Source organism: Streptomyces sp. NPDC017246 (assembly GCF_044331325.1).
Classification (GTDB): domain Bacteria; phylum Actinomycetota; class Actinomycetes; order Streptomycetales; family Streptomycetaceae; genus Streptomyces.
Genome location: NZ_JBIRMW010000001.1, coordinates 773,997 through 799,277 on the forward strand (window position 1 = coordinate 773,997; position 25,281 = coordinate 799,277).

Below are 25,281 nucleotides of genomic sequence, written 5' to 3' on the forward strand. Positions count from 1 at the left end.
GGGCACTGTCAGTGGCGTGCGCGAGGATGTGGGGCATGACGAGCCACCTCACCCACGTCCCCGCTCCCGACGGCATCGCCGCCAGCCCGCAGTACAGCCATGTCGTGTGGGGGACGGGCCGCTTCGTCGCGATATCCGGCCAGTGCGCGCTCGACGCCTCGGGCGCGGTGGTCGGGGAGGGTGACGCGGTGGCCCAGGCCCGTCAGGTCTTCACGAACCTGGACCGCTGCCTCGCCGCGGCGGGCGCCGGGTTCGAGGACGTGGTGAAGCTGACGTACTTCGTCACGGACGTGGCCCACCTCCCCGCGGTGCGCGAGGCGCGGGACGCCCACTTCGCGGGGGCGCCGCTGCCGGCGAGCTCGGCGGTACAGGTGTCGGCGCTCGTCCGCCCCGAACTGCTGGTGGAGATCGAGGCGTTCGCACTCGTACCGGAGCGGAGGCCGCAGGGGGCCGCGAAGCGGGTCCCCGAGCGGACACCGGTCACCGACTCCGCCGGTTCCCCCGCCCCCCGTCCGCGTCTGCGGTCAGTCGGCGGTGCCGAGTCGGCCGAGTGACCGCTGCGCCGCGGCGCCGAGCCGCGGGTGCGGGAGCGCGGCCTCCAGAGCCGGCCGGGCCCGGGGGTCGGCGAGGGTGCCGAGGCCCTCGACGCAGGCGAGGCCGACCCGCCAGTGGGGGTCGTCGGCGGGCAGTCGCCGTTCGAGGACGGTGATCAGGGCGGGCACGGACTCGGGGGCGCGGAGGTCGGCGAGCAGCCGGACCGGCAGCAGGGCGTACGCGGCCCGGAGTTCATTGGTGGCGAGGGCGGCGGCCGCGCGGGCGGTGCGCGGGTCGCCGAGCCGGGTCAGCGCGTGGGCCGCGGTGACGCAGCGCTCGGAGTCACGGTGGTTGAGGAGGAGGACGAGCGCCTCGAAGGCGCGCGGGTCTCCCGCGACGCCGAGGGCGTAGGCCGCGATCTCGCGGGCCCAGAGGGGCTGACCCGGCGCGGTGAGGACATGGTGCAGTTCCTCCGGGTCGACGGTTTCCGCCAGGCGCTCGAATGCCGCCGGGACCTCTCCGGTGTCATTCTCGATCTCGTCGCGCAATCGATCGATCATCGAGCAGAATTCCGGATCCTCGGCGTATTCCATGAATCCGAGCCTATCCGCGATCCAGATCACATTTTCCTCAACTTCCCGGGACTGGCGCGCTCGTTACCCGCCGGTTAGTCTCAGGTGAGCGGGACACCCCCCGCTTCTCACAACGGCCTGGTGACGCAGCCGTTGTGGGTGTTTGTCGGTTCGGCAGTTTCGACGGCTCCGGGACAGAGTCCGTCGCCCTTTCACCGGGCACCGCCCTTTCTTCGGGCCTTCTCCCGCGTGATCGCCCGCGACTTCTCCGCGCGACCTCTCCGCGCGCAATTCAGCGGCACCACCTGTACGTACCGCTCTCGCACGTACTGCCCTCAGTCGTCACTCTTCCTCTCTGGAGTCCCCTGATGGACACCCCTCTCTCCACCATCGCCGTCGTCGGTCTCGGCACCATGGGCACCGGTATCGCCGATGTCCTCGTCCGGGCCGGCCGCGAGGTCATCGGCATCGACATCAGCGACACCGCCGCCGCCCAGGCCGTCGCCGCCCTGGAGGCCTCCACCGCCCGTGCGGTGGCCCGTGAGCGGATCACCGAGGAGGAGCGGCAGGACGTCCTGGCCCGCTTCCGTACCTTCTCCGACCTCCAGGCGGCCGCCGACGCGGACCTCGTGATCGAGGTCGTGCCCGAGTCGTACGAGGCGAAGCAGGAGGTCTTCCGGGCCCTCGACGGGATCGTCCGGCCCGGCACGATCGTGGCCACCGGCACCAACGCGCTCTCCGTCACCCGGCTCGCCGCCGACTCGGCGCACCCCGAGCGGGTCCTCGGCCTGCACTTCTTCACCCCGGTCCAGGCCATGAAGCTGGTCGAGGTCGTCTCCTCCGTGCTCACCGACCCGCGGGCCGTCGACGCCGTCACGCGGCTCGCCCAGGACCTCGGCAAGGAGCCGGTCGCGGTCGGCGACCGGGCCGGCTTCATCGCGGACGGGCTCCTCTTCGGCTATCTGAACCAGGCCGCCGCCATGTACGAGGCCAAGTACGCCTCCCGCGAGGACATCGACGCGGCGATGCGGCTGGGCTGCGGTCTTCCCATGGGCCCGCTGGCGCTGCTCGACCTGATCGGCGTCGACACGGCCCGCACGGTCCTGGAGGCCATGTACGCCGACTCCCACGACCGGCTGCACGCCCCCGCCCCGATCCTCAAGCAGCTCAGCGAGGCCGGCCTGACCGGCCGCAAGTCGGGCCGCGGCTTCTACACGTACGAGGCGCCGGGCTCCGGCGAGGTCGTGCGGGACGCGCTCACCCCGCTCGGCTCGGCGGACGCCGCCGGCGGCCGTGAGATCCGCTCGGTCGGCGTCGCCGGCTCGGGCACCATGGCCTCCGGTATCGCCGAGGTCTTCGCCAAGGCCGGGTACGAGGTCGTCCTCGCCGCCCGCTCGCAGGAGAAGGCGGACACGGCCAAGGCCCGGATCGCGAAGTCGCTGGCCCGCTCGGTCGACAAGGGCCGGATGACGGGCGAGGCCCGTGACACGACGCTGGCCCTGATCACCCCGGCGGGCACCCTCGACGCCTTCGCCGACGTCGATCTGGCCCTGGAGGCGGTCGCCGAGGACCTGGAGGTCAAGCAGGAGCTGTTCGCGCGGCTCGACAAGATCTGCAAGCCGGGCGCGGTGCTCGCCACCACGACCTCCTCGCTGCCGGTCGTGGCCTGCGCCCGCGCCACCTCGCGCCCGCAGGACGTCATCGGGATGCACTTCTTCAACCCGGCTCCGGCGATGAAGCTGGTCGAGATCGTCCGTACGGTGCTGACCGGCGACGACGTCCACGCCACCGTCCGCGAGGTCACCACGAGGATCCGCAAGCACCCGGTGGACTGCGGCGACCGGGCCGGTTTCATCGTGAACGCGCTGCTCTTCCCGTACCTGAACAACGCGATCAAGATGGTCCAGGAGCACTACGCGACCCTGGACGACATCGACGCGGCGATGAAGCTGGGCGGCGGCTACCCGATGGGCCCGTTCGAGCTGCTCGACGTGGTCGGTCTGGACGTCTCGCTCGCGATCGAGCAGGTGCTGCACCGCGAGTTCCGCGACCCGGGTCTCGCCCCGGCCCCGCTCCTGGAGCACCTGGTGGCGGCGGGCTGCCTCGGCCGCAAGACGGGGCGCGGCTTCCGCGAATATGCCCGACGCTGAGCCGGGAGCGGCCGGCTGGGGCGGTCTGCTGAGTCCCCCGGGCACCGTCGGTGCGCCGGGGGTCTCCCTGCCCCCACCTGGGCACACTCCCCCTCCGATGCAGTACGTTCGGACCATGCCCAAGGCCGCGAAGACACCCCGTGCCACCGCCCCGTCCGACGCTCCGGAGAGCGCGGCGGGCACTCGTGCCGCCGCCCAGCGGCTCAAGATGCGCCGGGAGCTCGCCACCGCCGCGATGGAACTCTTCGCGACCAAGGGGTACGAGGCCACGACGGTCGACGAGATCGCGGCCACGGCCGGGGTCGCGCGGCGGACGTTCTTCCGCCACTTCCGCTCCAAGGAAGAGGCGATCTTCCCCGACCACGACGACACCCTGGTGCGGGCGGAGGCGGTGCTGAACGCGGCCCCGCCGCACGAGCACCCGCTCGACACGGTGTGCCGGGGCATCAAGGAAGTCATGAAGATGTACGCGGGGTCCCCCGCCGTCTCGGTGGAGCGCTACCGGCTCACCCGTGAGGTGCCGACCCTGCGGGAGCGGGAGATCGCCTCGGTGGCCCGCTACGAGCGGCTGTTCACCCGCTATCTCCTCGGCCACTTCGACGAGCGCGACCACCACGACGGCAACGACGACCCGCTGCTCGCCGAGGTGGCCGCCTCCGCGGTCGTCACGGCCCACAACCACGTGCTGCGCCGCTGGCTGCGGGCGGGGGGCCAGGGGGATGTGGAGGACCAGCTCGACCACGCCTTCGCGATCGTCCGGGAGACCTTCGGCTCGGGCATAGGCGCGGGCCGTCCGGCCCCCTCCTCGTCCTCCGCGCAGACCGAGCCGGCTCCGGCGGTCCGGGCCTCCACGAACGGTGACGTGGTGGTCGCGGTGGCCCGGACGGACGCGCCGCTCGACGAGGTCATGCGCACGATCCAGCAGGCGCTGACGAAGAACTGACACCCCTCCGCAGGACGAAGGCCGCCCCACTCCGGGGCGGCCTTTACCCGTTTTGACCTGCGGTTCGATCGATCATCGCTCATCTGTGACCAGCAGATTGCATCTGAGTGAAATTGTTGGCACGCAGTGCCTTGTCACGTGACACGCGGTGCCATACGTTGATGTTGTCCGGGCGGTCGGCGCGCAGAGTTCTCCTCGTGCGCCGGCTGTCCCCACAAGCGATCGTGATTGTGCGCCCGGACGCCTGCGTCACAGGCACCCTCAGCGCCCACCAGGCGCAGCCGCACCACCCCCGCCGAACCGACGGCACACCTCCACAGCAGCAGCCCCAGACGTAACCCCTCAGTGCGTTCCCCCTCAGGACGCCGCACCGCCGGAGGCAACCCCGTGAAGGACATCCTGGACGCGATCCAGTCCTCGGACTCCACGTCCGCCGACTTCGCGAACATCCCGCTCCCCGAGTCGTACCGCGCCGTCACCGTCCACAAGGACGAGACGGAGATGTTCGCCGGGCTCGCCAGCCGCGACAAGGACCCGCGCAAGTCGCTGCACCTCGACAACGTGCCGGTGCCCGAGCTCGGCCCGGGCGAGGCCCTGGTGGCCGTCATGGCCAGCTCCGTGAACTACAACTCGGTCTGGACGTCGATCTTCGAGCCGGTCTCGACCTTCGGCTTCCTGGAGCGCTACGGCCGGCTGAGCGACCTCAGCAAGCGCCACGACCTGCCGTACCACATCATCGGCTCCGACCTCGCGGGAGTCGTGCTCCGCACCGGCCCCGGCGTGAACTCGTGGAAGCCCGGTGACGAGGTCGTCGCACACTGCCTCTCGGTCGAGCTGGAGTCCTCGGACGGCCACAACGACACGATGCTCGACCCCGAGCAGCGGATCTGGGGCTTCGAGACCAACTTCGGCGGCCTGGCGGAGATCGCCCTCGTCAAGTCGAACCAGCTGATGCCGAAGCCGGACCACCTGAGCTGGGAGGAGGCCGCCTCCCCCGGCCTGGTGAACTCCACCGCGTACCGCCAGCTGGTCTCCCGCAACGGCGCCGGCATGAAGCAGGGCGACAACGTCCTCATCTGGGGCGCCAGCGGCGGCCTCGGCTCGTACGCCACGCAGTTCGCCCTGGCCGGCGGCGCCAACCCGATCTGTGTCGTCTCCTCCCCCGAGAAGGCCGACATCTGCCGGGCGATGGGCGCCGAGGCGGTCATCGACCGCAACGCCGAGGGCTACAAGTTCTGGAAGGACGAGCACACCCAGGACCCGAAGGAGTGGAAGCGCTTCGGCAAGCGCATCCGCGAGCTCACCGGCGGCGAGGACATCGACATCGTCTTCGAGCACCCGGGCCGCGAGACCTTCGGCGCCTCCGTGTACGTCACCCGCAAGGGCGGCACCATCACCACCTGCGCCTCCACCTCGGGCTACATGCACGAGTACGACAACCGTTACCTGTGGATGTCGCTCAAGCGCATCATCGGCTCCCACTTCGCCAACTACCGCGAGGCGTGGGAGGCCAACCGCCTGGTCGCCAAGGGCAAGATCCACCCGACCCTGTCGAAGGTCTACTCCCTGGAGGAGACCGGCCAGGCCGCCCACGACGTGCACCGCAACCTGCACCAGGGCAAGGTCGGCGTCCTCGCGCTCGCCCCCGAGGAGGGCCTCGGCGTGCGCAACCCGGAGATGCGCGCCCAGCACATCGACGCCATCAACCGTTTCCGCAACATCTGAGCCCGGGACCATAGATGACTGAGCGCCAGAAGGACCGGCCGTGGCTCATGCGGACGTACGCCGGTCACTCGACCGCCGAGGCGTCCAACGAGCTGTACCGGCGCAACCTCGCCAAGGGTCAGACCGGCCTCTCGGTCGCGTTCGACCTGCCGACGCAGACCGGATACGACCCCGACCACATCCTCGCCCGCGGCGAGGTCGGCCGGGTCGGGGTCCCCGTCTCGCACCTCGGTGACATGCGGCGGCTGTTCCAGGACATCCCCCTGGACCAGATGAACACCTCGATGACCATCAACGCCACGGCGATGTGGCTCCTGGCGCTCTACCAGGTGGTCGCGGAGGAGCAGGGCGCGGACGTCACCCGGCTCCAGGGCACCACCCAGAACGACATCGTGAAGGAGTACCTGTCGCGCGGGACGCACGTCTTCCCGCCCGGCCCCTCCCTCCGCCTCACGACGGACATGATCACCTACACGGTGAACAGCATCCCGAAGTGGAACCCGATCAACATCTGCAGCTACCACCTGCAGGAGGCCGGGGCCACTCCGGTCCAGGAGATCTCGTACGCGATGTCCACCGCGATCGCGGTCCTCGACGCCGTTCGGGACTCCGGGCAGGTCCCGGCCGACCGCTTCGGCGAGGTCGTCGCCCGTATCTCCTTCTTCGTGAACGCGGGCGTCCGCTTCATCGAGGAGATGTGCAAGATGCGCGCCTTCGGCCGCATCTGGGACAAGGTCACCCGCGAGCGGTACGGCATCGAGAACGAGAAGCAGCGCCGGTTCCGCTACGGCGTGCAGGTCAACTCGCTCGGCCTGACCGAGGCCCAGCCGGAGAACAACGTCCAGCGGATCGTCCTGGAGATGCTGGCCGTCACCCTCTCCAAGGACGCACGCGCGCGTGCCGTCCAGCTGCCCGCCTGGAACGAGGCGCTCGGCCTGCCCCGCCCGTGGGACCAGCAGTGGTCGCTCCGCATCCAGCAGGTCCTCGCCCACGAGTCCGACCTGCTGGAGTACGAGGACATCTTCGCCGGCTCGCACGTCATCGAGGCCAAGGTCGACTCGCTCGTCGAGGAGTGCCTGGCCGAGATCGAGCGCATCCAGGGGATGGGCGGCGCGATGGCCGCCGTCGAGTCCGGCTACCTCAAGTCGCAGCTCGTCTCCTCGCACGCCGAGCGGCGCGCCCGGATCGAGGCCGGTGACGAGAAGATCATCGGCGTCAACATCTTCCAGGCGACCGAGGAGAACCCCCTCACCGCCGACCTGGACACCGCGATCATGACGGTGGACCCGGCGAACGAGGCGCGTGTGGTCGCGGCCCTCCACGAGTGGCGCGACAACCGCGACGAGACCCGCGCCCAGGAATCCCTGGCGACGCTGAAGGCGACGGCTGCCGGTGACGGCAACCTCTTCGCCGCCACCCTGGAGTGCGCGCGTGCGGGCGTCACGACCGGGGAGTGGTCCTGGGCGCTGCGGGACGTCTTCGGCGAGTTCCGCGCCCCCACGGGCGTGTCCTCCGCCCCGGTCGCCGTGACGGCCGAGGCGGGCACCCCGCTGGCTCTCGTACGGGAGAAGGTGGCGCGGACCGCCGAGGAGCTCGGCTGCGGGCGGCTGCGGCTGCTCGTCGGCAAGCCGGGCCTCGACGGACACTCCAACGGGGCCGAGCAGATCGCCGTACGCGCGCGTGACGCCGGTTTCGAGGTGGTCTACCAGGGGATCCGGCTGACCCCGGAGCAGATCGTGAACGCGGCCCTCGCCGAGGACGTGCACTGCGTGGGTCTCTCGATCCTCTCCGGCTCGCACGCCGAGCTGGTCCCGGACGTCCTGGAGCGCCTCCGCGAGGCGGGCGCGGCCGATGTGCCGGTCATCGTCGGCGGGATCATCCCGAACGCCGACGCAGCAGAACTGAAGCGTGCGGGTGTGGCCGCCGTCTTCACACCGAAGGACTTCGGTATCACGGAGATCATCGGCCGTATCGTCGACGAGATCCGGAAAGCGAACAAGCTCGACCCCCTGGAGGTCCCCGCATGACCAGCCCCGTGAACCGACTCCGCCCGCGTCGCTCCTGCCTGGCGGTCCCCGGATCCAACCCGCGCTTCCTGGAGAAGGCCCAGGGCCTCGCCGCCGACCAGGTCTTCCTGGACCTGGAGGACGCCTGCGCCCCGCTGGCCAAGCCCGAGGCCCGCCACACCATCGTCAAGTTCCTGAACGAGGGCGACTGGACCGGCAAGACCCGTGTGGTCCGCGTCAACGACTGGACGACGCACTGGACGTACCGGGACGTCGTCACGGTCGTCGAGGGCGCCGGCCAGAACCTCGACTGCATCATGCTGCCGAAGGTCCAGGACGCCCAGCAGATCGTGGCGCTCGACCTCCTGCTGACCCAGATCGAGAAGACGATGGGCTTCGAGGTCGGCAAGATCGGCATCGAGGCGCAGATCGAGAACGCCCAGGGCCTGAACAACGTCAACGCGATCGCGCAGGCCTCCCAGCGCGTCGAGACGATCATCTTCGGCCCGGCCGACTTCATGGCCTCCATCAACATGAAGTCGCTGGTCGTGGGCGAGCAGCCGCCCGGCTACCCGGCGGACGCTTACCACCACATCCTGATGAGCATCCTGATGGCCGCCCGCGCCAACAACCTCCAGGCGATCGACGGCCCCTACCTCCAGATCCGCAACCAGGAGGGCTACAAGGCGGTCGCCCGGCGCGCCGCGGCCCTCGGTTTCGACGGCAAGTGGGTGCTCCACCCGGACCAGGTCGCCGCCGCGAACGAGATCTTCTCGCCCTCGCAGGAGGACTACGACCACGCCGAGCTGATCCTCGACGCGTACGACTTCTACACGTCCGAGGCGGGCGGGAAGAAGGGCTCCGCGATGCTCGGCGACGAGATGATCGACGAGGCCTCCCGCAAGATGGCCCTGGTCATCTCCGGCAAGGGCCGTGCCGCCGGCATGCAGCGCACCAGCAAGTTCGAGATCCCGGAGGCCTGATCCCGATGCAGTTCGGCCGTACCTACGAAGAATTCGAGATCGGTGCCGTTTACAAGCACTGGCCCGGAAAGACGGTCACCGAGTACGACGACCATCTCTTCTGTCTGCTGACGATGAACCATCATCCGCTGCACATGGATGTGAACTACGCCGAGAACACGACGGATTTCGGGAAGAACGTCGTCGTCGGCAATTACATCTACTCGCTGCTGCTGGGCATGTCCGTGCCGGACGTCTCCGGCAAGGCCATCGCCAACCTGGAGATCGAGTCGCTGCGGCACGTGGCGCCGACCTTCCACGGCGACACGATCTACGGCGAGACGACGGTCCTCGACAAGACCCCGTCGAAGTCGAAGAACGACCGCGGGATCGTCTACGTCGAGACCAAGGGCTACAAGCAGGACGGCACCCTGGTGTGCGTCTTCCGCCGCAAGGTGATGGTCCCCACCGAGACGTACATCAAGGAGCGCGGCGGCGAGCAGCCCGGCCGCCCCGAGCTCATCGAGCCCGCCAAGAAGACGGAGAAGTAGCCATGGCCCGACTCGCCCAGACCGCCGGGCTCACGGACGTCCAGCAGGAGATCCTCAAGACCGTCCGGGAGTTCGTCGACAAGGAGATCATCCCGGTCGCCACCGAGCTGGAGCACCGCGACGAGTACCCCCAGCAGATCGTCGACGGGCTCAAGGAGCTCGGCCTCTTCGGTCTGATGATCCCCGAGGAGTACGGGGGCCTGGGCGAGTCGCTGCTCACCTACGCGCTGTGCGTGGAGGAGATCGCCCGTGGCTGGATGTCGGTCTCCGGCATCATCAACACGCACTTCATCGTGGCGTACATGCTGAAGCAGCACGGCACCCAGGAGCAGAAGGACTACTTCCTCCCGCGGATGGCGGCCGGCGAGACGCGTGGCGCGTTCTCGATGTCGGAGCCGGGCCTCGGCTCGGACGTGTCGGCCATCACGTCCAAGGCGGTCAAGGACGGCGACGAGTACGTCCTCAACGGCCAGAAGATGTGGCTGACGAACGGCGGAACGTCGACGCTGGTCGCCGTTCTCGTACGAAGTGACGAAGGACACCCGGAGGGCACCGCCCCCCACAAGTCGATGACGACCTTCCTCGTCGAGAAGGAGTCCGGCTTCGGAGAGGTCCGCCCCGGCCTCACCATCCCCGGCAAGATCGACAAGATGGGTTACAAGGGCGTCGACACGACCGAACTCATCATGGACGGACTGCGCATTCCGGCCAATCGGGTCCTCGGCGGGGCCACCGGCCGAGGGTTTTACCAAATGATGGACGGCGTCGAGGTCGGCCGGGTCAACGTGGCGGCCCGTGGCTGCGGTGTCGCTCAGCGTGCGTTTGAGCTCGGTGTCTCCTATGCCCAGCAACGTCACACTTTCGGCAAGGCGATCGCCCAGCACCAGGCGATTCAGTTCAAGCTGGCCGAGATGGCTACCAAGGTCGAGGCCGCTCATGCCATGATGGTGAATGCAGCACGCAAAAAGGACTCCGGGGAACGAAACGACCTCGAAGCAGGGATGGCGAAGTACCTCGCCTCCGAATACTGCAAGGAGGTCGTCGAGGATGCCTTCCGCATCCACGGCGGCTACGGGTTCTCCAAGGAGTACGAGATCGAGCGTCTCTACCGCGAGGCGCCGATGCTGCTCATCGGTGAAGGTACCGCCGAGATCCAGAAAATGATCATTGGTCGTCGGCTGCTCGAGGAGTACCGATTCCAGGGTTGATTGTCGGTTTTGAGTCGGTTCGGCCGCGAAGAAGATCACACCCTGTGTTCGCCTTCCGGCCGTCGACTCGGTTCCTGGCTTACCCAGTTGCGCCCCGCAACCGATAGCATCGCGGGAAAGCCGCCGTCCCCCGTTGCCAGTGCGGCATCATCCGCTACGAAGGTCATCCATGCCCCACAGCCAAACCTCTGCACACCGCGACAGCCTCACGGGCGTACGCCTCGCGCGCGGAGCATCGCCGTGGCTTCTGCCGACCGTCGCCACCGCGGCGCTCAGCCTCGTGCGCGCGCGCAAGTCGAAGCGTGCCGCGGCCATCGCCGTGCCGGTCACCGCGCTCGCGGCCGGCATGCTGTGGTTCTTCCGCGACCCCGAGCGCGAGATCGCTCAGGGCCGGGTCATCTCCCCCGCCGACGGTGTGGTGCAGAGCATCATGCCGTGGAAGGACGGGCGCACCCGGGTCGCCATCTTCATGAGCCCGCTGAACGTCCACGTCAACCGCGCGCCGCTGGCCGGCACCGTGACGTCCGTGGAGCACGTTCCCGGCGGGTTCGTCCCGGCGTTCAACAAGGAGAGCGAGAACAACGAGCGCGTTGTCTGGCACTTCGACACCGAGCTCGGCGACATCGAGATGGTGCAGATCGCCGGTGCCGTCGCCCGGCGCATCGTGCCGTACATCCCGCAGGGGACCAAGGTCGAGCAGGGTGACCGTATCGGTCTTATCCGCTTCGGCTCGCGCGTCGACATCTACCTCCCCGAGGGTGTCGAGGTCGCCGTCGAGGTCGGCCAGGCCACCACAGCGGGGGTGACTCGCATTGACCGTGATTGATCCCGACACACGGGCCGCCGACTGGGTCGCCGGCACCGATGAGGAAGCGGCCGAAGAGGCCGAGGAGATGCCGCTGTCGTTGAGGCTGTCCATAGCGGACGCCCTCACGCTCGGTAACGCCACGTGTGGATTCATGGCGGTGTACTTCACCACCACCGGCATCCTCATCCCGCATCTGACGGGAAGCACCGAGACCGGCATGGCGCGCAACAGCGCCGCCACCGCCGTGATCCTGATGCTCTGCGCGGCGATCTTCGACCTCTTCGACGGGATCGTGGCACGCAAGCTGCGCTCGTCGCCGATGGGCGCCGAGCTCGACAACCTCTCGGACCTGATCAGCTTCGGTCTGGCCCCGGCCTACTTCGTGCTCGTGTACGGGATGGTCGCGGACGACGCGCAGCAGAAGGTCTCGGCGGTGGCCGCGATCGTGGTGCTCCTCGCGGTGGTGCTGCGGCTGGCGAGATTCTCGTGCGTGACCATGAAGGACGGCATGTTCCAGGGCATGCCGAGCCCCTTCGGTGCGCTGACGGTCGTCTCGATCGTGCTTCTCGAGCTGCCGTTCATCCCGACGCTGCTCGCGATCATCGGAGTCGCCTGGCTGATGGTGAGCCGGGTCGAGTACCCCAAGCCGCGGGGTGTCCTCGCGGTGGCGATGCTCAGCTGGATCGTCGGTGCGATGGGCATGCTGGCGGCCTGGGCGTTCGACGCTCCGGGCGGACAGTTCCTGCTCCAGACCGGCTGCGCGCTCCAGGTCGTGATGGGCGCCGTGATCCCCCTCTTCGCGACGGCCCGCCGGGTGAACACCTTCCGCGGCAACCGGCGTGAGAGCCGGGAGGCGCGGGCGGCACAGCTGCCGTAGCGCACGCCCGCAGATGTACGAGAAGGGCCCCGGAGGCGATATCGCCTCCGGGGCCCTTCCGCGTGCCCGGACTACCCCAGTCGCTTGTAGTAGAGCGTGGTGGGGCGCGGGACGCCGGCCGGGTCGGCGGCGAAGTCCGGGATCGTGCCGGCGGCCGTCCAGCCCGCTCCCCGGTAGAGCCGCTCGGCCGGGCTGTCGGTCTGGGTGTCCAGGACGAGCAGGGTGAGGCCCGTGGCGGCGGCGTGGGCCTCGGCCGTGGCGAGCAGCCGGTGTCCCAGGCCGCGGCCGCGGGCGGAGCGGTGCACCAGGAGCCGGGCGATCTCCCCGCGGTGTCTGCCGTTGTCCGCGCCGGCGCGGACGAGGGTGACGACGCCGGTGAGGTTCCCGTCGGGGCCCCGGGCCGCCCAGACGTCCCGTACGCCCTCGGCCGCCTCGTCGGCGACGCGGGACCACCAGGCGGTGGCCTCCGGGGCTTCCAGGGGTGCGAGGAAGCCGACGGAGGCGCCGGAGTCCACGGCGTCGAGGAGGAGCGCTGCGAGACCTTCGGAGGCGTGGGCGCGTACCTCTTCGGGGGTGAGCCGGTCGATGCGGTCGGTGGCCGCCGGCCGCACGGGCCTCTCCAGCGGCCTCTCCAGCGGCTTCTCCAGGCACAGGAGGTCGGGCCGCCGGTCCCAGGAGGCGACGGCCTCGAAGCCGAGGCTCCGGTAGAGGGCCAGCGGCTCCTCCCGCCAGTTCCAGACCGTGAGGCGGACCGCGGAGGCTCCGGAGGCGGCGGCCCGGCGCAGGGCCTCGGCCATGAGCGCCTTCGCGATCCCCTTGCGGCGGGCCTCGGGCGCGACCCAGAGCCGCTTGATCTCGGGTGCCCGGCCCTCGTACGGGGCCTTGAGCACGACACAGCCGGCCGGGAGCTCGTCACCGGTCGCGGTGGCGAGCAGGACCGTGTCGGCGGTGAAGGCGGCGGCCGGATCCTCGGCCTCGCTCCGGTATACGGCCGGAAGATCGGCGACCGCCGTCACCGGCGTCCCCTTCTCGGCCTGGTTGACCAGGTGATAGGCGCCCAGCAGGTCGGGAAGGCGCGGGTGGGAACGGTTCTCCTCGATCGTCACGTTCATGGGTCGAGCTTCACACCGCGTTGTTTCGCGCGTGTGACGATCTTCTAGGCTGCGGCCCATGGGTATGCGTGTAGTGGTCGCGGGCGCAACGGGCGCCATTGGTCGTCGGCTCGTGCCCCGCCTGGAGGCGGCCGGCCACGAGGTCGTGGGCATCTCCCGGCGCGGTCCGCGCCCCGTGGACGTCCTGGACGCCGGGGCGGTGCGCCGCGCGGTGGCCGAGGCCGCGCCGGACGCGGTCGTCCACCAGCTCACCGACCTGGGGGCGGCGGACGGGGCCGCGAACAACCGGATACGGGTCGAGGGCACCCGGAACCTGGTGGACGCGGCGCGCGCGGCCGGTGTCGGCCGGATCGTCGCGCAGTCGATCAGCTGGGCGTACGCCCCCGGGGACGGGCCCGCCGACGAGTCCGTCCCGCTCGATCCCACGGAGGAGGTGCCCCGGTCGCGGATCGTCGCCGGGGTGCGGGCCCTGGAGTCCGCCGTGGCCGAACTCCCGGAGGCGGTCGTCCTGCGGTACGGGATCCTGTACGGCCCCGGCACCTGGTACGCCCCGGGCGGCGCCGTGGCCGCCGCACTCGCCGGGGACCCGGCGGCGCGGTTCCTCGGCAGCACGGCGGCCGACGACTCGGTGAGCTCCCTCGTGCACGTCGACGACGCCGCGGAGGCGGCCGTACGGGCTCTGGCATGGCCCCCGGGCGCGTACAACGTCGTGGACGACGAGCCGGCACCCGGCCACGCCTGGCTGCCCGTCCTCGCGGCGGCCCTGGACGTCCCCGCCCCCGAACGGACCGGCGGCCGGGCGCCCTGGGCCCGGGGCGCGGTGAATTCGCGGGCCCGCGCCCTCGGCTGGGCCCCGGCCCACCCGTCCTGGCGGACGGGCTTCGCGGACCGGGGCCCGAGCTGACCGGTCAGGGCGTGTAGGACTTCGCCGCGTCCGAGACGAAGGGCTGCCGGACCGTGCGCATACCGCCGGGGACGGACTTGTCCGGCTGGATGATGACGGACTCGCGGGAGGACGGGGCCTTGGGGTCGCCGAGGTTGTGGCTCATCCCGAAGCCGGCGTCGTGGGCCGTCAGCGTGAGGAGCGCCTTGTCGACGCCGTCGCGGGTGAGGTCCTTGTTCGCGCAGGCCTTCTTCAGGGCCTCGCCGAAGACGCTCGCGGCGGTCCAGCCGGCGACGATGCCGTTGTCGAGGGCGTCGCTCGGGTAGGCGGCCTTGTAGTCGGCGACGAGCTTCTTCGCGGTCTGGGTGTCCGCGCCGATGGGAAGGCTCGGGGAGGCGAACCAGTACATCTTCTCCAGGGCCGGGCCCGCCTGGGTGCCGAGGAGCTGCGGGGCGAAGGCCGAGTTGTTCCCGACGACCGGCACCTTGAGGCCGGTGGCGGCGGCGACCCCGACGAGGGAGGCGGCCTGGCGCGGGCCCGCGCTGAGCACGATGGCCTTGACCCCGGCCTGCTTGAGCGCCGCGACCTGCGCCGACATGTCGTTGTCGGTGGGCTTGATCTTCTGCTCGACGACGGTCAGGCCCGCCTTCTCCGCCGCGTACTTCGAGCCCTTGAGGGCGTTCTCCCCGTAGTCGCCCTCGAAGTAGACGTGGCCGAGCTTGTCGCCCGACTTCAGGCCCTTCTCCTTCAGGAGGAAGTCGACGGCGTTGATCGTCTCGACGTCGTACGTGGCGCCCAGGACGCGGATGTACGGCGAGCCGAGCAGCGAGGCCGACCAGGCCTGCGGGAGGACGAGGCCCTTGTCCAGGCCGTCGACCTTGGGCTTGACGGACGCGACGAACGGGGAGCCGATGAACTGGGCGTAGCCGACCACCTTCGGCTCCAGCTCGGTGTAGGCGGCGAGCGCCTTCTGCGGGTCGTAGCCGTGGTCGCGGACCGTGAGCTCCAGCTGCCGGCCGCAGATCCCGCCGGCGGCGTTGACCTGCTTCACGTACAGCTGCTGGGACTGGGTGACGCTCTTGCCGAGGGTGGCGTACACGCCCGTCATGTCGGTGAGCGCGCCGAGCGAGATCGTCTTGTCGGTGACTCCCTTGCCGGTCTTCACCCCGCCCGCTCCGGTCTGCTTGCCGTCGTCGGTCTTGGCCTTCGAGCTGCATCCGGCGGCGGTGAGGGCGACCAGTGCGGCGAGCGCGGCGGCCAGGCCCCGCACGGCCTGTCGTCTGTGGGTCATCGTGCCTCCCCTGAGGGTTCGTTGTTCGAGGGTTCGTGGGACGGGGTGTCGGTGGACGGGGGGATCGTGGGTGTGGGGTCCGTGGGTGTCGGGTTCTCGCGCTTCCCCGGCTTCCCGGGCCTGCCCGGCCTTCCGGCCGAGAGCCGGGCAAGGCCGCCGGGCAGGAACAGCACCACCGCGACGACGGCGGCGCCGTACAGATAGCGCGCGGCCTCCCCCGGTGCGATGCCGCCCGTCCCCGGGGCCGAGACCAGGGGAAGCGCGTCGCTGTACCGGTTGAGGAGCTGCGGCAGCAGGGAGACGAAGACGCCTCCGGCCACCGCCCCCGCGACCGAGCCCAGACCGCCGATGACGATCATGGCCAGGTACTCCAGGGAGAGCGCCATGCCGAAGTACTCGGGCACCGTGCGCTGGAAGACCAGGGCGAGCAGGACGCCGGCGAGGCCCGCGTACATGGAGGACAGGACGAAGACGCCGGCGCGGTAGCGGGCCACGGGGATGCCCATGACCCCGGCGGCGATCCGGTGGTCCCGGATGGCGTTCATCGCGCGGCCGGGGCGGCCCCGGAGGACACCCCGGGCGAAGAGCACCCCGCCCAGCAGCAGGATCAGCCCGAGGTACCAGAGCTTCTCCACCGACCCGAACGGCACCTGGGCGACGAGGAGTTCGGTGTCGTCGAAGGTGAGGCCGAAGAGGGAGAGCGGGGGAACCGCACGGCCGTTGTACCCGCCGGTGAGGTCATGGGCGTTGAACAGCACGTGCTGGCCGATGAAGATCAGCGCGAGGGTGGCGATGCCGAGGTACGCGCCCCGCAGCCGACCCGCGATCGGGCTGAACACCCCGCCCGCCAGGCCCGAGAGGGCGACCGCGAGGACCGCGGCGAGCCAGCCGGGCAGTCCCAGCCCGGCGAGCCCGTCGCCGCCGTCCCCGGCGAAGGCGCAGTAGCCGTAGGCGCCGACGGCGAGGAAGAAGGCGTGCCCCATCGAGAGCTGTCCGGTGGCGCCGGTCAGCAGGTTGATGCCGATCGCGCCGAGGGCGGCGGCCATCGCGAACAGGCCCGCCTGGAGCCAGAAGCGGTCCAGGTAGAAGGGCAGGACGACGAGGACGAGGCCGGCGGCGGCCCACCCGTACACCGAGGGGGTACGGACCCGCAGGCCGCTCCGGGCGAGGGTCTCAGACACGGGCGAGCTCCTTCGTGCCGAAGAGTCCGGCCGGGCGGATCAGGAGCACCGCGACCATGACGAGATAGGGGGCGAGGTCGCCGATCCCCCGGCCGAGGAACGCCAGGTCGCCCTGGTAGCCGGTGGCGAGGGACTCGGTGACCCCGACCAGGAGGCCGCCGACGAGGGCGCCGGTGGTGGAGTCGAGGCCGCCGAGGATGGCGGCGGGGAAGGCCTTGAGCGCGGCGAGCGAGGTGGCCCGCTCCAGGCCCGGGGTCGGGAACACGGTCAGGAAGAGGGCGGCGACGGCGGCGAGCCCGCCGGCGACGGCCCAGGCGCCGAGCGAGACCCGGCCGAGCCGGATGCCCATGAGGGCGGCGGTCTCCTGGTTCTCGGCGGCGGCCCGCATGGCGACGCCCCAGGAGGTGTACCGGAAGGCGAGGAGGAAGGCGGTGATGAGGAGCGCCGCGGCGAGCAGGGCGGCGATCCGGGTCTCCGCGACGGTGACCCCGCCGACGGAGACGACGGCGTCGCCCCACGGGTCTCCGAGGGAGAGGATGTCGGTGCCGATCCGGCGGGTCAGCTCGGTGGCGAGGAGGATGTCGACACCGATGGTGACGATGGCGAGGACGCTCTGGTCGCCGCCCCGGTGCCGGCGCATCACCAGGAACTCCACGGCCGCGCCGACCACCGCCGCGCCCGCGATGCCGGCGAGCAGGGCGGGCCAGAAGCCGATCTCGTCGTGCAGCACGGCGGTGACGTAGCCGCCGGCCAGGAGGAGCGAGGCATGGGCGAAGTTGACGACCTCGGTGGCGCGGAAGATGACCACGAAGCCGAGGGCGATGAGGGCGTAGATCGAGCCCAGTGAGATGCCGTTGATCAGGAACTCGGCGAAGGTGCTCACGCGGCGGACTCCTCTCCGAGGTAGGCGCGGACGACCGCCGGGTCGTTCTGGACGTCGTCGGGGGCCCCGTCGGCGATCCGGCGGCCGAAGTCGAGAACGGTGACGGAGTCGGCGAGCCGCATCACCAGTCCCATGTCGTGTTCGACGAGGAGGACCGAGATGCCGAGGCTGTCGCGGACCCCCGCGATGACCGAGGCGGTCCGGCGCCGCTCGTCGGCGGTCATCCCCGCGACGGGCTCGTCGAGCAGCAGGAGCTTCGGCTCCATGCAGAGGGCACGGGCCAGTTCGGCGAGTTTCTGCTGCCCGTACGGGAGCGAGCCCGCCGGCCGGTCGAGCTGCTGCTCCAGGCCGACGAAGGCGGCGATCTCCCGGACCCTGGCCCGGTGACGCGCCTCCTCGCGGGCGGCGGAGGGGAGCCGGAGTCCGGCGGCGACGAAACCGGTGCGGGTCAGCCGGTGACGGCCGAGCATCAGGCTGTCCTCGACGGTGGCGCGGGGCGGCAGGGCGAGGTTCTGGAAGATCCGGCCGACGCCGAGGTCCGCGATGCGGTGCGGGGGCAGGGCGGTCAGTTCGTGCGGCCCGAGGCGTACGGAGCCCTCGGTGGCCCGGTAGACGCCGGAGAGGACGTTGAAGCAGGTGGACTTCCCGGCGCCGTTGGGCCCGATGAGGGCGTGCACGGTGCCGGGCCGGACGGTGAAGCCGACGCCGTCGAGGGCGGTGAGGCCGGCGAAGCGGACGGTGAGGTCCCGGACTTCGAGGGCGGGGACGTGCGCGTCGGACCGGGGGGTGTCGGGGCCGGGCGCGGGCTCGGCCGCGGCAGCCGGGCCGCGCCCGGGTGCGGCCGCACGCCCGGACCCGGGCTCGGCCGTCGGGCCGGACGGCGGCTCCGGATCGGCGCCGGGCGGCGGGGACGGGGGCAGCGTCGTCATCGGGTCTCCTCCCAGCGGGACAGGACCGGGTGGGTGGCGCGGGCGCGGGCCGCGTCGGCGGCCGCGTCCTCGTCGACCACGCCCAGATAGCGGCGGCGCACCTCGTCGGAGGCCGCGAGTTCGGCGGCCGGACCGGAGAGGGTGACCTCGCCGACCTCCAGGACGTACGCGCGGGAGGCGAGCCGCAGCGCGAGCGCCGCGTTCTGCTCGACGAGGAGCACCGCCGTGCCCTGGGCGTTGATCTCCCGGACCGCGTCGGCGATCCGGGCCGCCATCAGCGGGGCGAGGCCGAGCGAGGGCTCGTCGAGGAGGAGCAGACCCGGCGCGGCCATCAGGGCGCGGCCGACGGCCAGCATCTGCTGCTCACCGCCGGAGAGCAGCCCGGCCGGCTGGCGGGCGCGGTCCGCGAGGACCGGGAACAGCTCGTGGACCCGGCGGAGCGCGGCGGCCTTCGCCGTCCGGCCGCCGCGTCTGCCGAGGGCGCCCGCACGCAGGTTGTCCTCGACCGTCATCCGGGCGAAGACCTGACGGCCCTCGGGCACCTGGGAGACGCCGGCCGCGACGACCCGGTCGGGCGGCAGTCCGTCGAGCGGCCGGCCGTCCCGGCTCACCGTGCCGGAGACCACGGCGCCGCCGTGGAACCGCAGGGTGCGCGAGACCGCCCGCAGCAGCGTCGACTTGCCGGCTCCGTTTGCTCCCAGGACGGTGACGACCTCACCCGCCGGCACGGTCAGCGACACCTGTCGCAGTGCGCGTACCGGTCCGTATCCCGCCGTCAGGTCCGTCACCTCGAGGGCGGGTGCGGTACCTCCCATGGTTCCCCTTTTTCCGGTTGTTCCCGGCCGCCTCTTGTTACTCGGCCGTTCGATGGCGCTCACCCCAACACCGCGCCGGACCGCGCGTCCACGGCCCGCGGCCGAATCGCTGCCGGTGACCAGCGGGTGCGCCGACGGGCTGTGCATGCGCACAACAGTGCGCGTCAGGGCTGTGCAGCGGGGGCCGGGGCGGTGGATCCTCCGGGCATGGGACGGCGCAGACGGCGGACCGGTGACGACTGGAAGGTGCTCGCTCAGGCGTGCACGGCGCTTCTGGAGCGGGTGCCGGAGCTGGTGGACGAGCATCTGAGGGAACTCCACGCGTACGAGCCCGCCTACGGGCGGATCCTGCCGTACGACCAGCACTGGCAGGAGGCCCGGGAGGCGATGCGGATCGGGATCGAGATGATCTCGGCGCCGCGGAGCTCGCCCCGGCGGGATCTGGAGCACGCCGACGAGATGGGCCGACGGCGGGCGGCGCAGGGGATGCCGCTGGAGCTGGTCGTCCACGCCTACCGGCATGCCGGTCATCTGGTCTGGGACGCGCTGATCGAGGGCGCGGGGGCGGACTCGGCGCAGCTGGCGGCGTTGATGCAGTCGGCGACGACGGTGTGGTCGGCGGTGGACGCGCAGGCGGACACGGCGTCGGAGGCGTACCGGACGACGGAGCTCGAATTGCGCCGCCGTACGGACGAGCAGCTCCAGGCGCTCCTGGACGCGCTGCTCCAGGGCCGACGGTCGCCCGAGCTGGTGTCGCGGGCGGCGGCGGGTCTGGATCTGTCGGAGCAGGGGCGGTACGCGGTGGTGGTGCTCCGCTACGACCGGCGGGAGGAGCGGGAGCCGTTCCACCGTCAGGTGCAGGGCGAGGGGGTGCGGTTCCTGTGGCGGATGGGCGCCGACTGCGAGCTGGGGGTGGTGGCGCTGGCCGGGGACACCGGTCTGGACGCGCTGTCGGAGCTCCTCGACGGCCGGTGCCCGGGGCCCGGCGGGATCAGTCCGGTGGTGGTCGGGCTGACCGAGCTGGGCCGGGCCCGGCGGCTCGCGGAGCTGGCACTGCGGACCTGTCCGCCAGGCAGCCGCGAGATCGTGCGGCTCGACCGGCGGATGACCGGCGCGCTGGTGGTGGGCCAGCCGGAGATGGCGAACCTGCTGGTCTCGGACGTCCTGGGGGGCCTGCTCGAACTGGACCCGGCGGACCGGGCGGTGCTTCTGGAGACGCTGGACGCGTGGCTGGAGTGCGAGGGGTCGGCGGGGCGGGCGGCGGGCCGTCTGTACTGCCACCGCAACACGGTCTTCAACCGGCTGCGGCGCCTTGAGCAGCTGACGGCACGGTCACTGTCCCGGCCGCGGGACCTGACGGAGATGACCCTGGCGCTGGACGCCTTCCGGCTGACGGCGGCGGGGGGTGCGGTCTGAGCCCTACGGACCGGTCGCGCGCCCGCCGGAACCGGGACCGGACCAGTGCGCCCGCCCGCCGGAACTCGGACCCGGGCCGGTCGCCCGCCCTCCAGCTCTCGACTGCGGGCGGCCGAACGGGCCTGCCGGGACGGGGCCGTGATGATCACCGCGGACATACGTACAGACCGCCCCCGGCACCGGGCCTCGGGCAGGTGCTGCTGGTCGGCGGGGCGGCGGCGGGAGCCGGCTGTCTTATGGGGCCCCGGCTCGCCGAGCCGGCCGGGCCGGCGGAGGCGGCCTGGTCGGGGCCCGGCGACCTGGTCCTCACGACCGGGGACGGCGAGACGAGGACGGTGCGCCTCTATCCGCGCACCGGGAAGCCGGAGCTGTCGGTGCCGTAGGGCCCGGTCCGCCACCCGTGCGGGCGGCGGTCCGAGGCTCCGCGGCAGCCGGCGGGAACTCCGAGGGCCTACCGCAGGAAGTCCTCGGCGATGCGGGCCGCCGTGTCCTCCAGGAGCGGGCCCGCGTTCGCGATGCACGTGGCGGTGTCGGGTTCCAGGTCCGTGAGGGCGTAGGCGCGGCGGATGCCGGCCCTGCCGAGGGCCTCGGGCGGCAGGGTCAGACGGCCGCAGACCGCGACGACCTCCTTGCCCGCCGCACGGGCGGCCGCGGCGACGCCCGCCGGGGCCTTGCCGTGGAGGGTCTGCTCGTCGAGGGAGCCCTCGCCGGTGATGACCAGGGTGGCGCGCTCCAGGGCGGGGGCGAAGCCCAGCACCTCCAGCATCAGCTCGATGCCGGGGCGGAAGCTCGCGCCCAGGATGAGCGCGCCGTAGCCGATGCCTCCCGCGCCGCCGGCGCCGGGGGCGGCGGCCGCCTCGGCCGCCTTGGGGCCGATGGCCTTCTCCAGGACGGTGGCGAAGTGCGCGAGGGCCGCGTCCAGGGTCCGGACGTCGTCCGGGGTTGCGCCCTTCTGCGGGCCGTAGACGGCGGGGGCGCCCTTGGGTCCGGTGAGCGGGTTGTCGACGTCGCTCGCGAGGATCAGGTCGACCGAGGCGAAGCGGGGGTCGAGGCCGCCGAGGTCGGCGGTGGCCAGCTCCGCGAGGGGCGCGCCGCCGGGGGCCACGGGGGCGCCGGAGGCGTCCAGGAAGCGGGCGCCGAGCGCGGCGAGCATGCCGGCGCCGCCGTCGGTGGTGGCGCTGCCGCCGACGCCGAAGACGACGGTGGTCGCGCCGGCGTCCAGGGCCGCGCGGAGCAGCTCACCGGAGCCGTACGTCGTCGCGGTCAGCGGGGCGAACACGCCGGGCGGGAGGAGCTGGAGGCCCGAGGCCTCCGCCATCTCGACGACCGCGGTGGTGCCGCGCAGCGCGAAGGCCGCGGTGACCGTTTCGCCGAGCGGTCCCGTGACCTGGACCTCGCGGCGTTCGAATCCGGCCGCGACGGCCGCGGCGACGGTGCCGTCGCCGCCGTCCGCGACGGGCAGTGTCTCCACCGTGAGCTCCGGGACGACCCGTCGCAGTCCTGCTGTGACCCGTTCCGCGACCTGTACGGCCGTGAGCGAGCCCTTGAACTTGTCGGCCGCCACGAGCACGTGAGCGACCTGAGTTGCTGCCCCGTCCGTCACCTTGCATCCCTTGCTTTCGAACGTGCAGTCGCGCCGTCGCCGACCCTATCCGTACCGCCGGACGGCGTGCCACCCCCGGATCGGCTGATATTTCGCACCATAGTGGGGTCACATGAGTACGGAACCCCACGAACAGGCCGCTCGGGAGCGGCACGCGCCCGATCTCCAGGTCATCGGAATCGGGATGGCGGCCGTCGTCGCGGTGGTCGCCTGGGCGGCCCTCGGCGAGGACTCCTTCGACAGCGCCTCGTCCACGGCCCTGCGGTGGGTGCTCGACAATTTCGCCTGGTTGTTCGTGGTCGCCGCGGACACCTTCCTGGTGCTGTGCGTGGTGATCGCGCTGAGCCGGTTCGGCCGGATCAGGCTGGGCGCGGACGACTCGGAGCCCGAGTTCACCAACGTGGCGTGGATCGCGATGATGTTCAGCGCCGGTATGGGCATCGGGCTGATGTTCTACGGGGTCGGGGAGCCGCTCACCCACTTCCTGTTCCCTCCGCCGGCGACCGGTGTCCCGGCGGGGAGCGGCCCGGCGGCCCGTACGGCCCTGGAGTACTCGTTCTTCCACTGGACGCTGACCCCGTGGGCGATCTACGGCATCGCGGGGCTCGCCCTGGCGTACGCGGGCTTCCGCAAGGGCCGCGGGAACCGGCTGAGCTCGGCGTTCGTGCCGCTGATCGGGGCGCGCCGGGCGGCTTCGTGGCCGGGCCGGGCGATCGATCTGCTCGCGGTCTTCGCGACGGTGTTCGGAACGGCGACGAGTCTGGGGCTCGGCGCCCTCCAGGTCGCCGAGGGGCTGAATCTGACCATGGACGTGGAGAACTCCACGTCCACCCAGCTGATCATCATCGTGTCGCTGTCCGCCGCCTTCGTCCTGTCGGCCTTCTCGGGCCTCCACAAGGGTGTGAAGTGGCTGTCGACGATGAACATCGTCCTCGCGGGCTGTCTGATGCTGTTCGTGTTCCTGCTGGGTCCGACCGTCTACATCCTGGACACCATCCCGGCCTCCGTCGGCGGCTATCTGCACCAGCTGCTGCCGATGGCGAGCCGTACGGGCGCGTTCACCGACCGTGAGTGGCTCGGGGCGTGGACGATCTTCTACTGGGCGTGGTGGCTGTCCTGGGCGCCGTTCGTCGGCACCTTCATCGCCCGGATCTCGCGGGGCCGCACGATCCGGGAGTTCCTGGTGGGCGTGCTGCTGGTGCCGTCGGGGGCGACGGTGGTGTGGTTCTGCGTGATGGGCGGCACGGCGATCCGGCTCCAGTCCACCGGAGCGGCGGACCTGGCGACGGCGCTGAAGGACGGGGCGGAGGCCTCGCTGTTCGCGATGCTGGAGGCGCTGCCGATCGGCACGGTCACCTCGGTCGTCGCGATGCTCCTGGTGATGACGTACTTCATCACCAGCGCGGACTCGGCCTCGCTGGTGATGGGTTCGCTGACGAGCGGGGGCTCGCTCCATCCGCCGACCTGGCTGGTGGTGGCCTGGGGCATCCTGATGGCCGCCGTGGCGGCGGTGCTGCTCGTGGTGGGCGGTCTGAAGTCGCTGCAGACGGCGACGATCCTGGTGGCGCTGCCGTTCGTGGTGGTGATGCTGGTGCTGTGCTGGGCGCTCCTGAAGGAGCTCCGGGACGACCCGGGCGCGGGACCGGCGCGGCACCACGCGCTGCACGGGCTGGGGGACGCGGTACGGGCCCTGGTCGGCGAGGCGATCACCGAGCAGGGCGGGACCCGTCACCACCGGCTGCGCCGGGCGGCGAAGGCCCGCACCGACACGGAGCCGCCGGAGGACGAGGGCTGACCCGGGGACCGTTCGGCGCGCGGCCGGCCGTCCCGTTCGGTAGACCGGAGGTATGGGCCGGACGTACGGGGAACTCACCCACGGGGAGCTCTCGGACCGTGTCCTGGGCGGCTGGACGGGCCGGATCGCCGGGAACATGCTCGGCAAGCCCGTGGAGCGGGGCGACCACTGGACCCGGGAGCGCATCGACGCCTATCTGCGCCTGACCGGCGCGCTGCCGCTCACGGACTACCTGCCGCCCCCGCCGCCCGGGGCCGCCGGCTTCGAGCTGCGCCCCGAGTGGGAGCGGTGTGTGCGGGGCGGGATCGACGGCAGCTGCCGGGACGACGACATCGACTGGTCGATCCTGGGGCTGCATCTCCTGGAGACGTACGGCTTCGGCTTCACGACCGAGCAGGTGGGCCGGGAGTGGCTGCTCCGGCTGCCGTATCTGCAGACCTTCACCGCCGAGCGGGCCGCCTACCGGAACCTCGCGAACGGCCTGCGGCCGCCGCTGACGGCCACGTACGACAATCCGGACCAGGAGTGGATCGGTGCGCTGATCCGGGCCGACGTCCACGGCTGGACCAGTCCCGGGGATCCGCGCCGGGCGGCCTCGCTCGCCCGGCGGGACGCGGCGCTCTCGCACACCGGGAACGGGGTGTACGGGGCGATGTGGGCGGCGGCGGGTTCGGTGGCCGGGGGGATGTGCGGGGCGGCGGCGATCCCGGCGCGGTGGTCGGAGCCGCTGCGCGACCGGGTGCGCAGCGCCGTCTTCGGCTTCGACGGGGTGGGGATCGGTGAACTGGCCCAACGGACGGTGCGGTTGGCCGAGCGGGCCGAGTGACCACACCCCGCACCCTCTAGAACAGGTGCCTCGGCGTGGGCGTGGTCGGGCCCGTGGGTGCCTTCGGCGGCTCCGTCGAGCGTCCCAGGCCGCTCGGCAGGGCCACGGACACCAGGAGGAGGAAGAGGACGAGCAGGGTGAGCGCGCCGATGAAGGTCCACAGGCAGCCGCCGATCAGCAGCCGGGTGCGGCGGCCGGGATCGTCCGCCAT

Annotated in this window: 23 protein-coding genes and 2 pseudogenes; 15 read left to right on the top strand and 10 right to left on the bottom strand. The window is 71.5% G+C overall.

Annotated elements, in window-relative coordinates:
- Positions 1-35: 35 nt before the first annotated feature.
- Positions 36-437: pseudogene (locus ACH4MY_RS03495) on the top strand (RidA family protein); the annotation flags it as partial.
- Between the two features lie 87 nt (positions 438-524).
- Here the strand turns inward: ACH4MY_RS03495 and ACH4MY_RS03500 are convergent.
- On the bottom strand, positions 525-1,127 hold the full coding sequence (locus ACH4MY_RS03500) for a HEAT repeat domain-containing protein (RefSeq protein ID WP_397996836.1): 603 nt from the start codon (positions 1,125-1,127) through the stop codon (positions 525-527).
- A 347-nt stretch (positions 1,128-1,474) separates the two neighbouring features.
- On the opposite strand from ACH4MY_RS03500, the gene ACH4MY_RS03505 reads away from it, so the two are divergent.
- The 9 genes from ACH4MY_RS03505 to pssA all read left to right on the top strand — a co-directional run bounded on the left by ACH4MY_RS03505 (position 1,475) and on the right by pssA (position 12,336).
- Entirely contained in the window at positions 1,475-3,256 is a 1,782-nt protein-coding gene (locus ACH4MY_RS03505) for a 3-hydroxyacyl-CoA dehydrogenase family protein (protein ID WP_397996839.1), read from the top strand.
- 115 nt (positions 3,257-3,371) lie between these two features.
- Positions 3,372-4,199, top strand: coding sequence for a TetR family transcriptional regulator (locus ACH4MY_RS03510; RefSeq protein WP_397996842.1), 828 nt, complete (start codon positions 3,372-3,374; stop codon positions 4,197-4,199).
- 387 nt (positions 4,200-4,586) lie between these two features.
- Positions 4,587-5,924 (top strand): crotonyl-CoA carboxylase/reductase, encoded by a 1,338-nt coding sequence (gene ccrA, locus ACH4MY_RS03515; protein ID WP_397996845.1) that lies wholly within the window; start codon positions 4,587-4,589, stop codon positions 5,922-5,924.
- Between the two features lie 14 nt (positions 5,925-5,938).
- On the top strand, positions 5,939-7,951 hold the full coding sequence (locus ACH4MY_RS03520) for a protein meaA (RefSeq protein WP_397996849.1): 2,013 nt from the start codon (positions 5,939-5,941) through the stop codon (positions 7,949-7,951).
- Positions 7,948-8,913: an HpcH/HpaI aldolase/citrate lyase family protein gene (locus ACH4MY_RS03525; RefSeq protein WP_397996852.1), complete on the top strand. Its 966-nt coding sequence runs from the start codon at positions 7,948-7,950 to the stop codon at positions 8,911-8,913. Before ACH4MY_RS03520 ends, ACH4MY_RS03525 begins: the two co-directional genes overlap by 4 nt.
- A gap of 5 nt (positions 8,914-8,918) precedes the next feature.
- Complete coding sequence (locus ACH4MY_RS03530) at positions 8,919-9,443, top strand: MaoC family dehydratase (protein ID WP_229315537.1); 525 nt, start codon at positions 8,919-8,921, stop codon at positions 9,441-9,443.
- A gap of 2 nt (positions 9,444-9,445) precedes the next feature.
- Positions 9,446-10,651 (top strand): acyl-CoA dehydrogenase family protein, encoded by a 1,206-nt coding sequence (locus ACH4MY_RS03535; RefSeq protein ID WP_397996855.1) that lies wholly within the window; start codon positions 9,446-9,448, stop codon positions 10,649-10,651.
- A 169-nt stretch (positions 10,652-10,820) separates the two neighbouring features.
- Positions 10,821-11,477 carry a phosphatidylserine decarboxylase gene (locus tag ACH4MY_RS03540; RefSeq protein ID WP_189834654.1) on the top strand — a complete coding sequence of 219 codons (657 nt, stop codon included), beginning with the start codon at positions 10,821-10,823 and terminating at the stop codon, positions 11,475-11,477.
- Positions 11,470-12,336: a CDP-diacylglycerol--serine O-phosphatidyltransferase gene (pssA, locus tag ACH4MY_RS03545; RefSeq protein ID WP_327166650.1), complete on the top strand. Its 867-nt coding sequence runs from the start codon at positions 11,470-11,472 to the stop codon at positions 12,334-12,336. Before ACH4MY_RS03540 ends, pssA begins: the two co-directional genes overlap by 8 nt.
- A 71-nt stretch (positions 12,337-12,407) precedes the next feature.
- On the opposite strand, the gene ACH4MY_RS03550 is transcribed toward pssA, so the two are convergent.
- Together ACH4MY_RS03550 and ACH4MY_RS03555 are read right to left on the bottom strand one after the other, a co-directional pair.
- The gene (locus tag ACH4MY_RS03550) at positions 12,408-12,923 is read right to left on the bottom strand and encodes a GNAT family N-acetyltransferase (RefSeq protein WP_397997403.1); all 516 of its coding nucleotides are present in this window, start codon (positions 12,921-12,923) and stop codon (positions 12,408-12,410) included.
- Positions 12,924-13,025: 102 nt separating this feature from the next.
- Positions 13,026-13,601 (bottom strand): annotated as a pseudogene (locus ACH4MY_RS03555) (GNAT family N-acetyltransferase); the annotation flags it as partial.
- Here ACH4MY_RS03555 and ACH4MY_RS03560 point away from each other — a divergent pair.
- Positions 13,507-14,352: an NAD-dependent epimerase/dehydratase family protein gene (locus tag ACH4MY_RS03560; protein WP_397996858.1), complete on the top strand. Its 846-nt coding sequence runs from the start codon at positions 13,507-13,509 to the stop codon at positions 14,350-14,352. The pseudogene ACH4MY_RS03555 and the gene ACH4MY_RS03560 overlap by 95 nt on opposite strands.
- 4 nt (positions 14,353-14,356) lie before the next feature.
- Here the strand turns inward: ACH4MY_RS03560 and ACH4MY_RS03565 are convergent, their stop codons facing one another.
- From ACH4MY_RS03565 to ACH4MY_RS03585, 5 genes are read right to left on the bottom strand one after another with little or no spacing between them, the layout of a single operon-like run.
- Positions 14,357-15,622 carry an ABC transporter substrate-binding protein gene (locus ACH4MY_RS03565; RefSeq protein ID WP_397996860.1) on the bottom strand — a complete coding sequence of 422 codons (1,266 nt, stop codon included), beginning with the start codon at positions 15,620-15,622 and terminating at the stop codon, positions 14,357-14,359.
- Positions 15,619-16,803 carry a branched-chain amino acid ABC transporter permease gene (locus ACH4MY_RS03570; RefSeq protein ID WP_397996863.1) on the bottom strand — a complete coding sequence of 395 codons (1,185 nt, stop codon included), beginning with the start codon at positions 16,801-16,803 and terminating at the stop codon, positions 15,619-15,621. Before ACH4MY_RS03570 ends, ACH4MY_RS03565 begins: the two co-directional genes overlap by 4 nt.
- Positions 16,796-17,686 carry a branched-chain amino acid ABC transporter permease gene (locus tag ACH4MY_RS03575; protein WP_397996866.1) on the bottom strand — a complete coding sequence of 297 codons (891 nt, stop codon included), beginning with the start codon at positions 17,684-17,686 and terminating at the stop codon, positions 16,796-16,798. Before ACH4MY_RS03575 ends, ACH4MY_RS03570 begins: the two co-directional genes overlap by 8 nt.
- Positions 17,683-18,615: an ABC transporter ATP-binding protein gene (locus ACH4MY_RS03580; protein WP_397996868.1), complete on the bottom strand. Its 933-nt coding sequence runs from the start codon at positions 18,613-18,615 to the stop codon at positions 17,683-17,685. The genes ACH4MY_RS03575 and ACH4MY_RS03580 overlap by 4 nt, the downstream gene beginning before the upstream one ends.
- Positions 18,612-19,430, bottom strand: coding sequence for an ABC transporter ATP-binding protein (locus ACH4MY_RS03585; RefSeq protein WP_397996870.1), 819 nt, complete (start codon positions 19,428-19,430; stop codon positions 18,612-18,614). The genes ACH4MY_RS03580 and ACH4MY_RS03585 overlap by 4 nt, the downstream gene beginning before the upstream one ends.
- Before the next feature lie 207 nt (positions 19,431-19,637).
- On the opposite strand from ACH4MY_RS03585, the gene ACH4MY_RS03590 reads away from it, so the two are divergent.
- Both ACH4MY_RS03590 and ACH4MY_RS03595 read left to right on the top strand, forming a co-directional pair.
- On the top strand, positions 19,638-20,846 hold the full coding sequence (locus ACH4MY_RS03590) for a PucR family transcriptional regulator (protein ID WP_397996872.1): 1,209 nt from the start codon (positions 19,638-19,640) through the stop codon (positions 20,844-20,846).
- A 194-nt stretch (positions 20,847-21,040) separates the two neighbouring features.
- Positions 21,041-21,229: a hypothetical protein gene (locus ACH4MY_RS03595; protein ID WP_397996875.1), complete on the top strand. Its 189-nt coding sequence runs from the start codon at positions 21,041-21,043 to the stop codon at positions 21,227-21,229.
- A 68-nt stretch (positions 21,230-21,297) separates the two neighbouring features.
- Here ACH4MY_RS03595 and ACH4MY_RS03600 read toward each other — a convergent pair whose 3' ends face one another.
- A complete protein-coding gene (locus ACH4MY_RS03600; protein WP_397996878.1) occupies positions 21,298-22,416 on the bottom strand; it encodes a glycerate kinase in 1,119 nt (372 codons plus the stop codon).
- A gap of 145 nt (positions 22,417-22,561) precedes the next feature.
- On the opposite strand from ACH4MY_RS03600, the gene ACH4MY_RS03605 reads away from it, so the two are divergent.
- Complete coding sequence (locus ACH4MY_RS03605) at positions 22,562-24,244, top strand: BCCT family transporter (protein ID WP_397996881.1); 1,683 nt, start codon at positions 22,562-22,564, stop codon at positions 24,242-24,244.
- A gap of 52 nt (positions 24,245-24,296) precedes the next feature.
- Positions 24,297-25,070, top strand: a complete 774-nt coding sequence (locus ACH4MY_RS03610) for an ADP-ribosylglycohydrolase family protein (protein ID WP_397996884.1) — start codon at positions 24,297-24,299, stop codon at positions 25,068-25,070.
- Between the two features lie 16 nt (positions 25,071-25,086).
- On the opposite strand, the gene ACH4MY_RS03615 is transcribed toward ACH4MY_RS03610, so the two are convergent.
- Complete coding sequence (locus tag ACH4MY_RS03615) at positions 25,087-25,281, bottom strand: hypothetical protein (RefSeq protein ID WP_397996887.1); 195 nt, start codon at positions 25,279-25,281, stop codon at positions 25,087-25,089.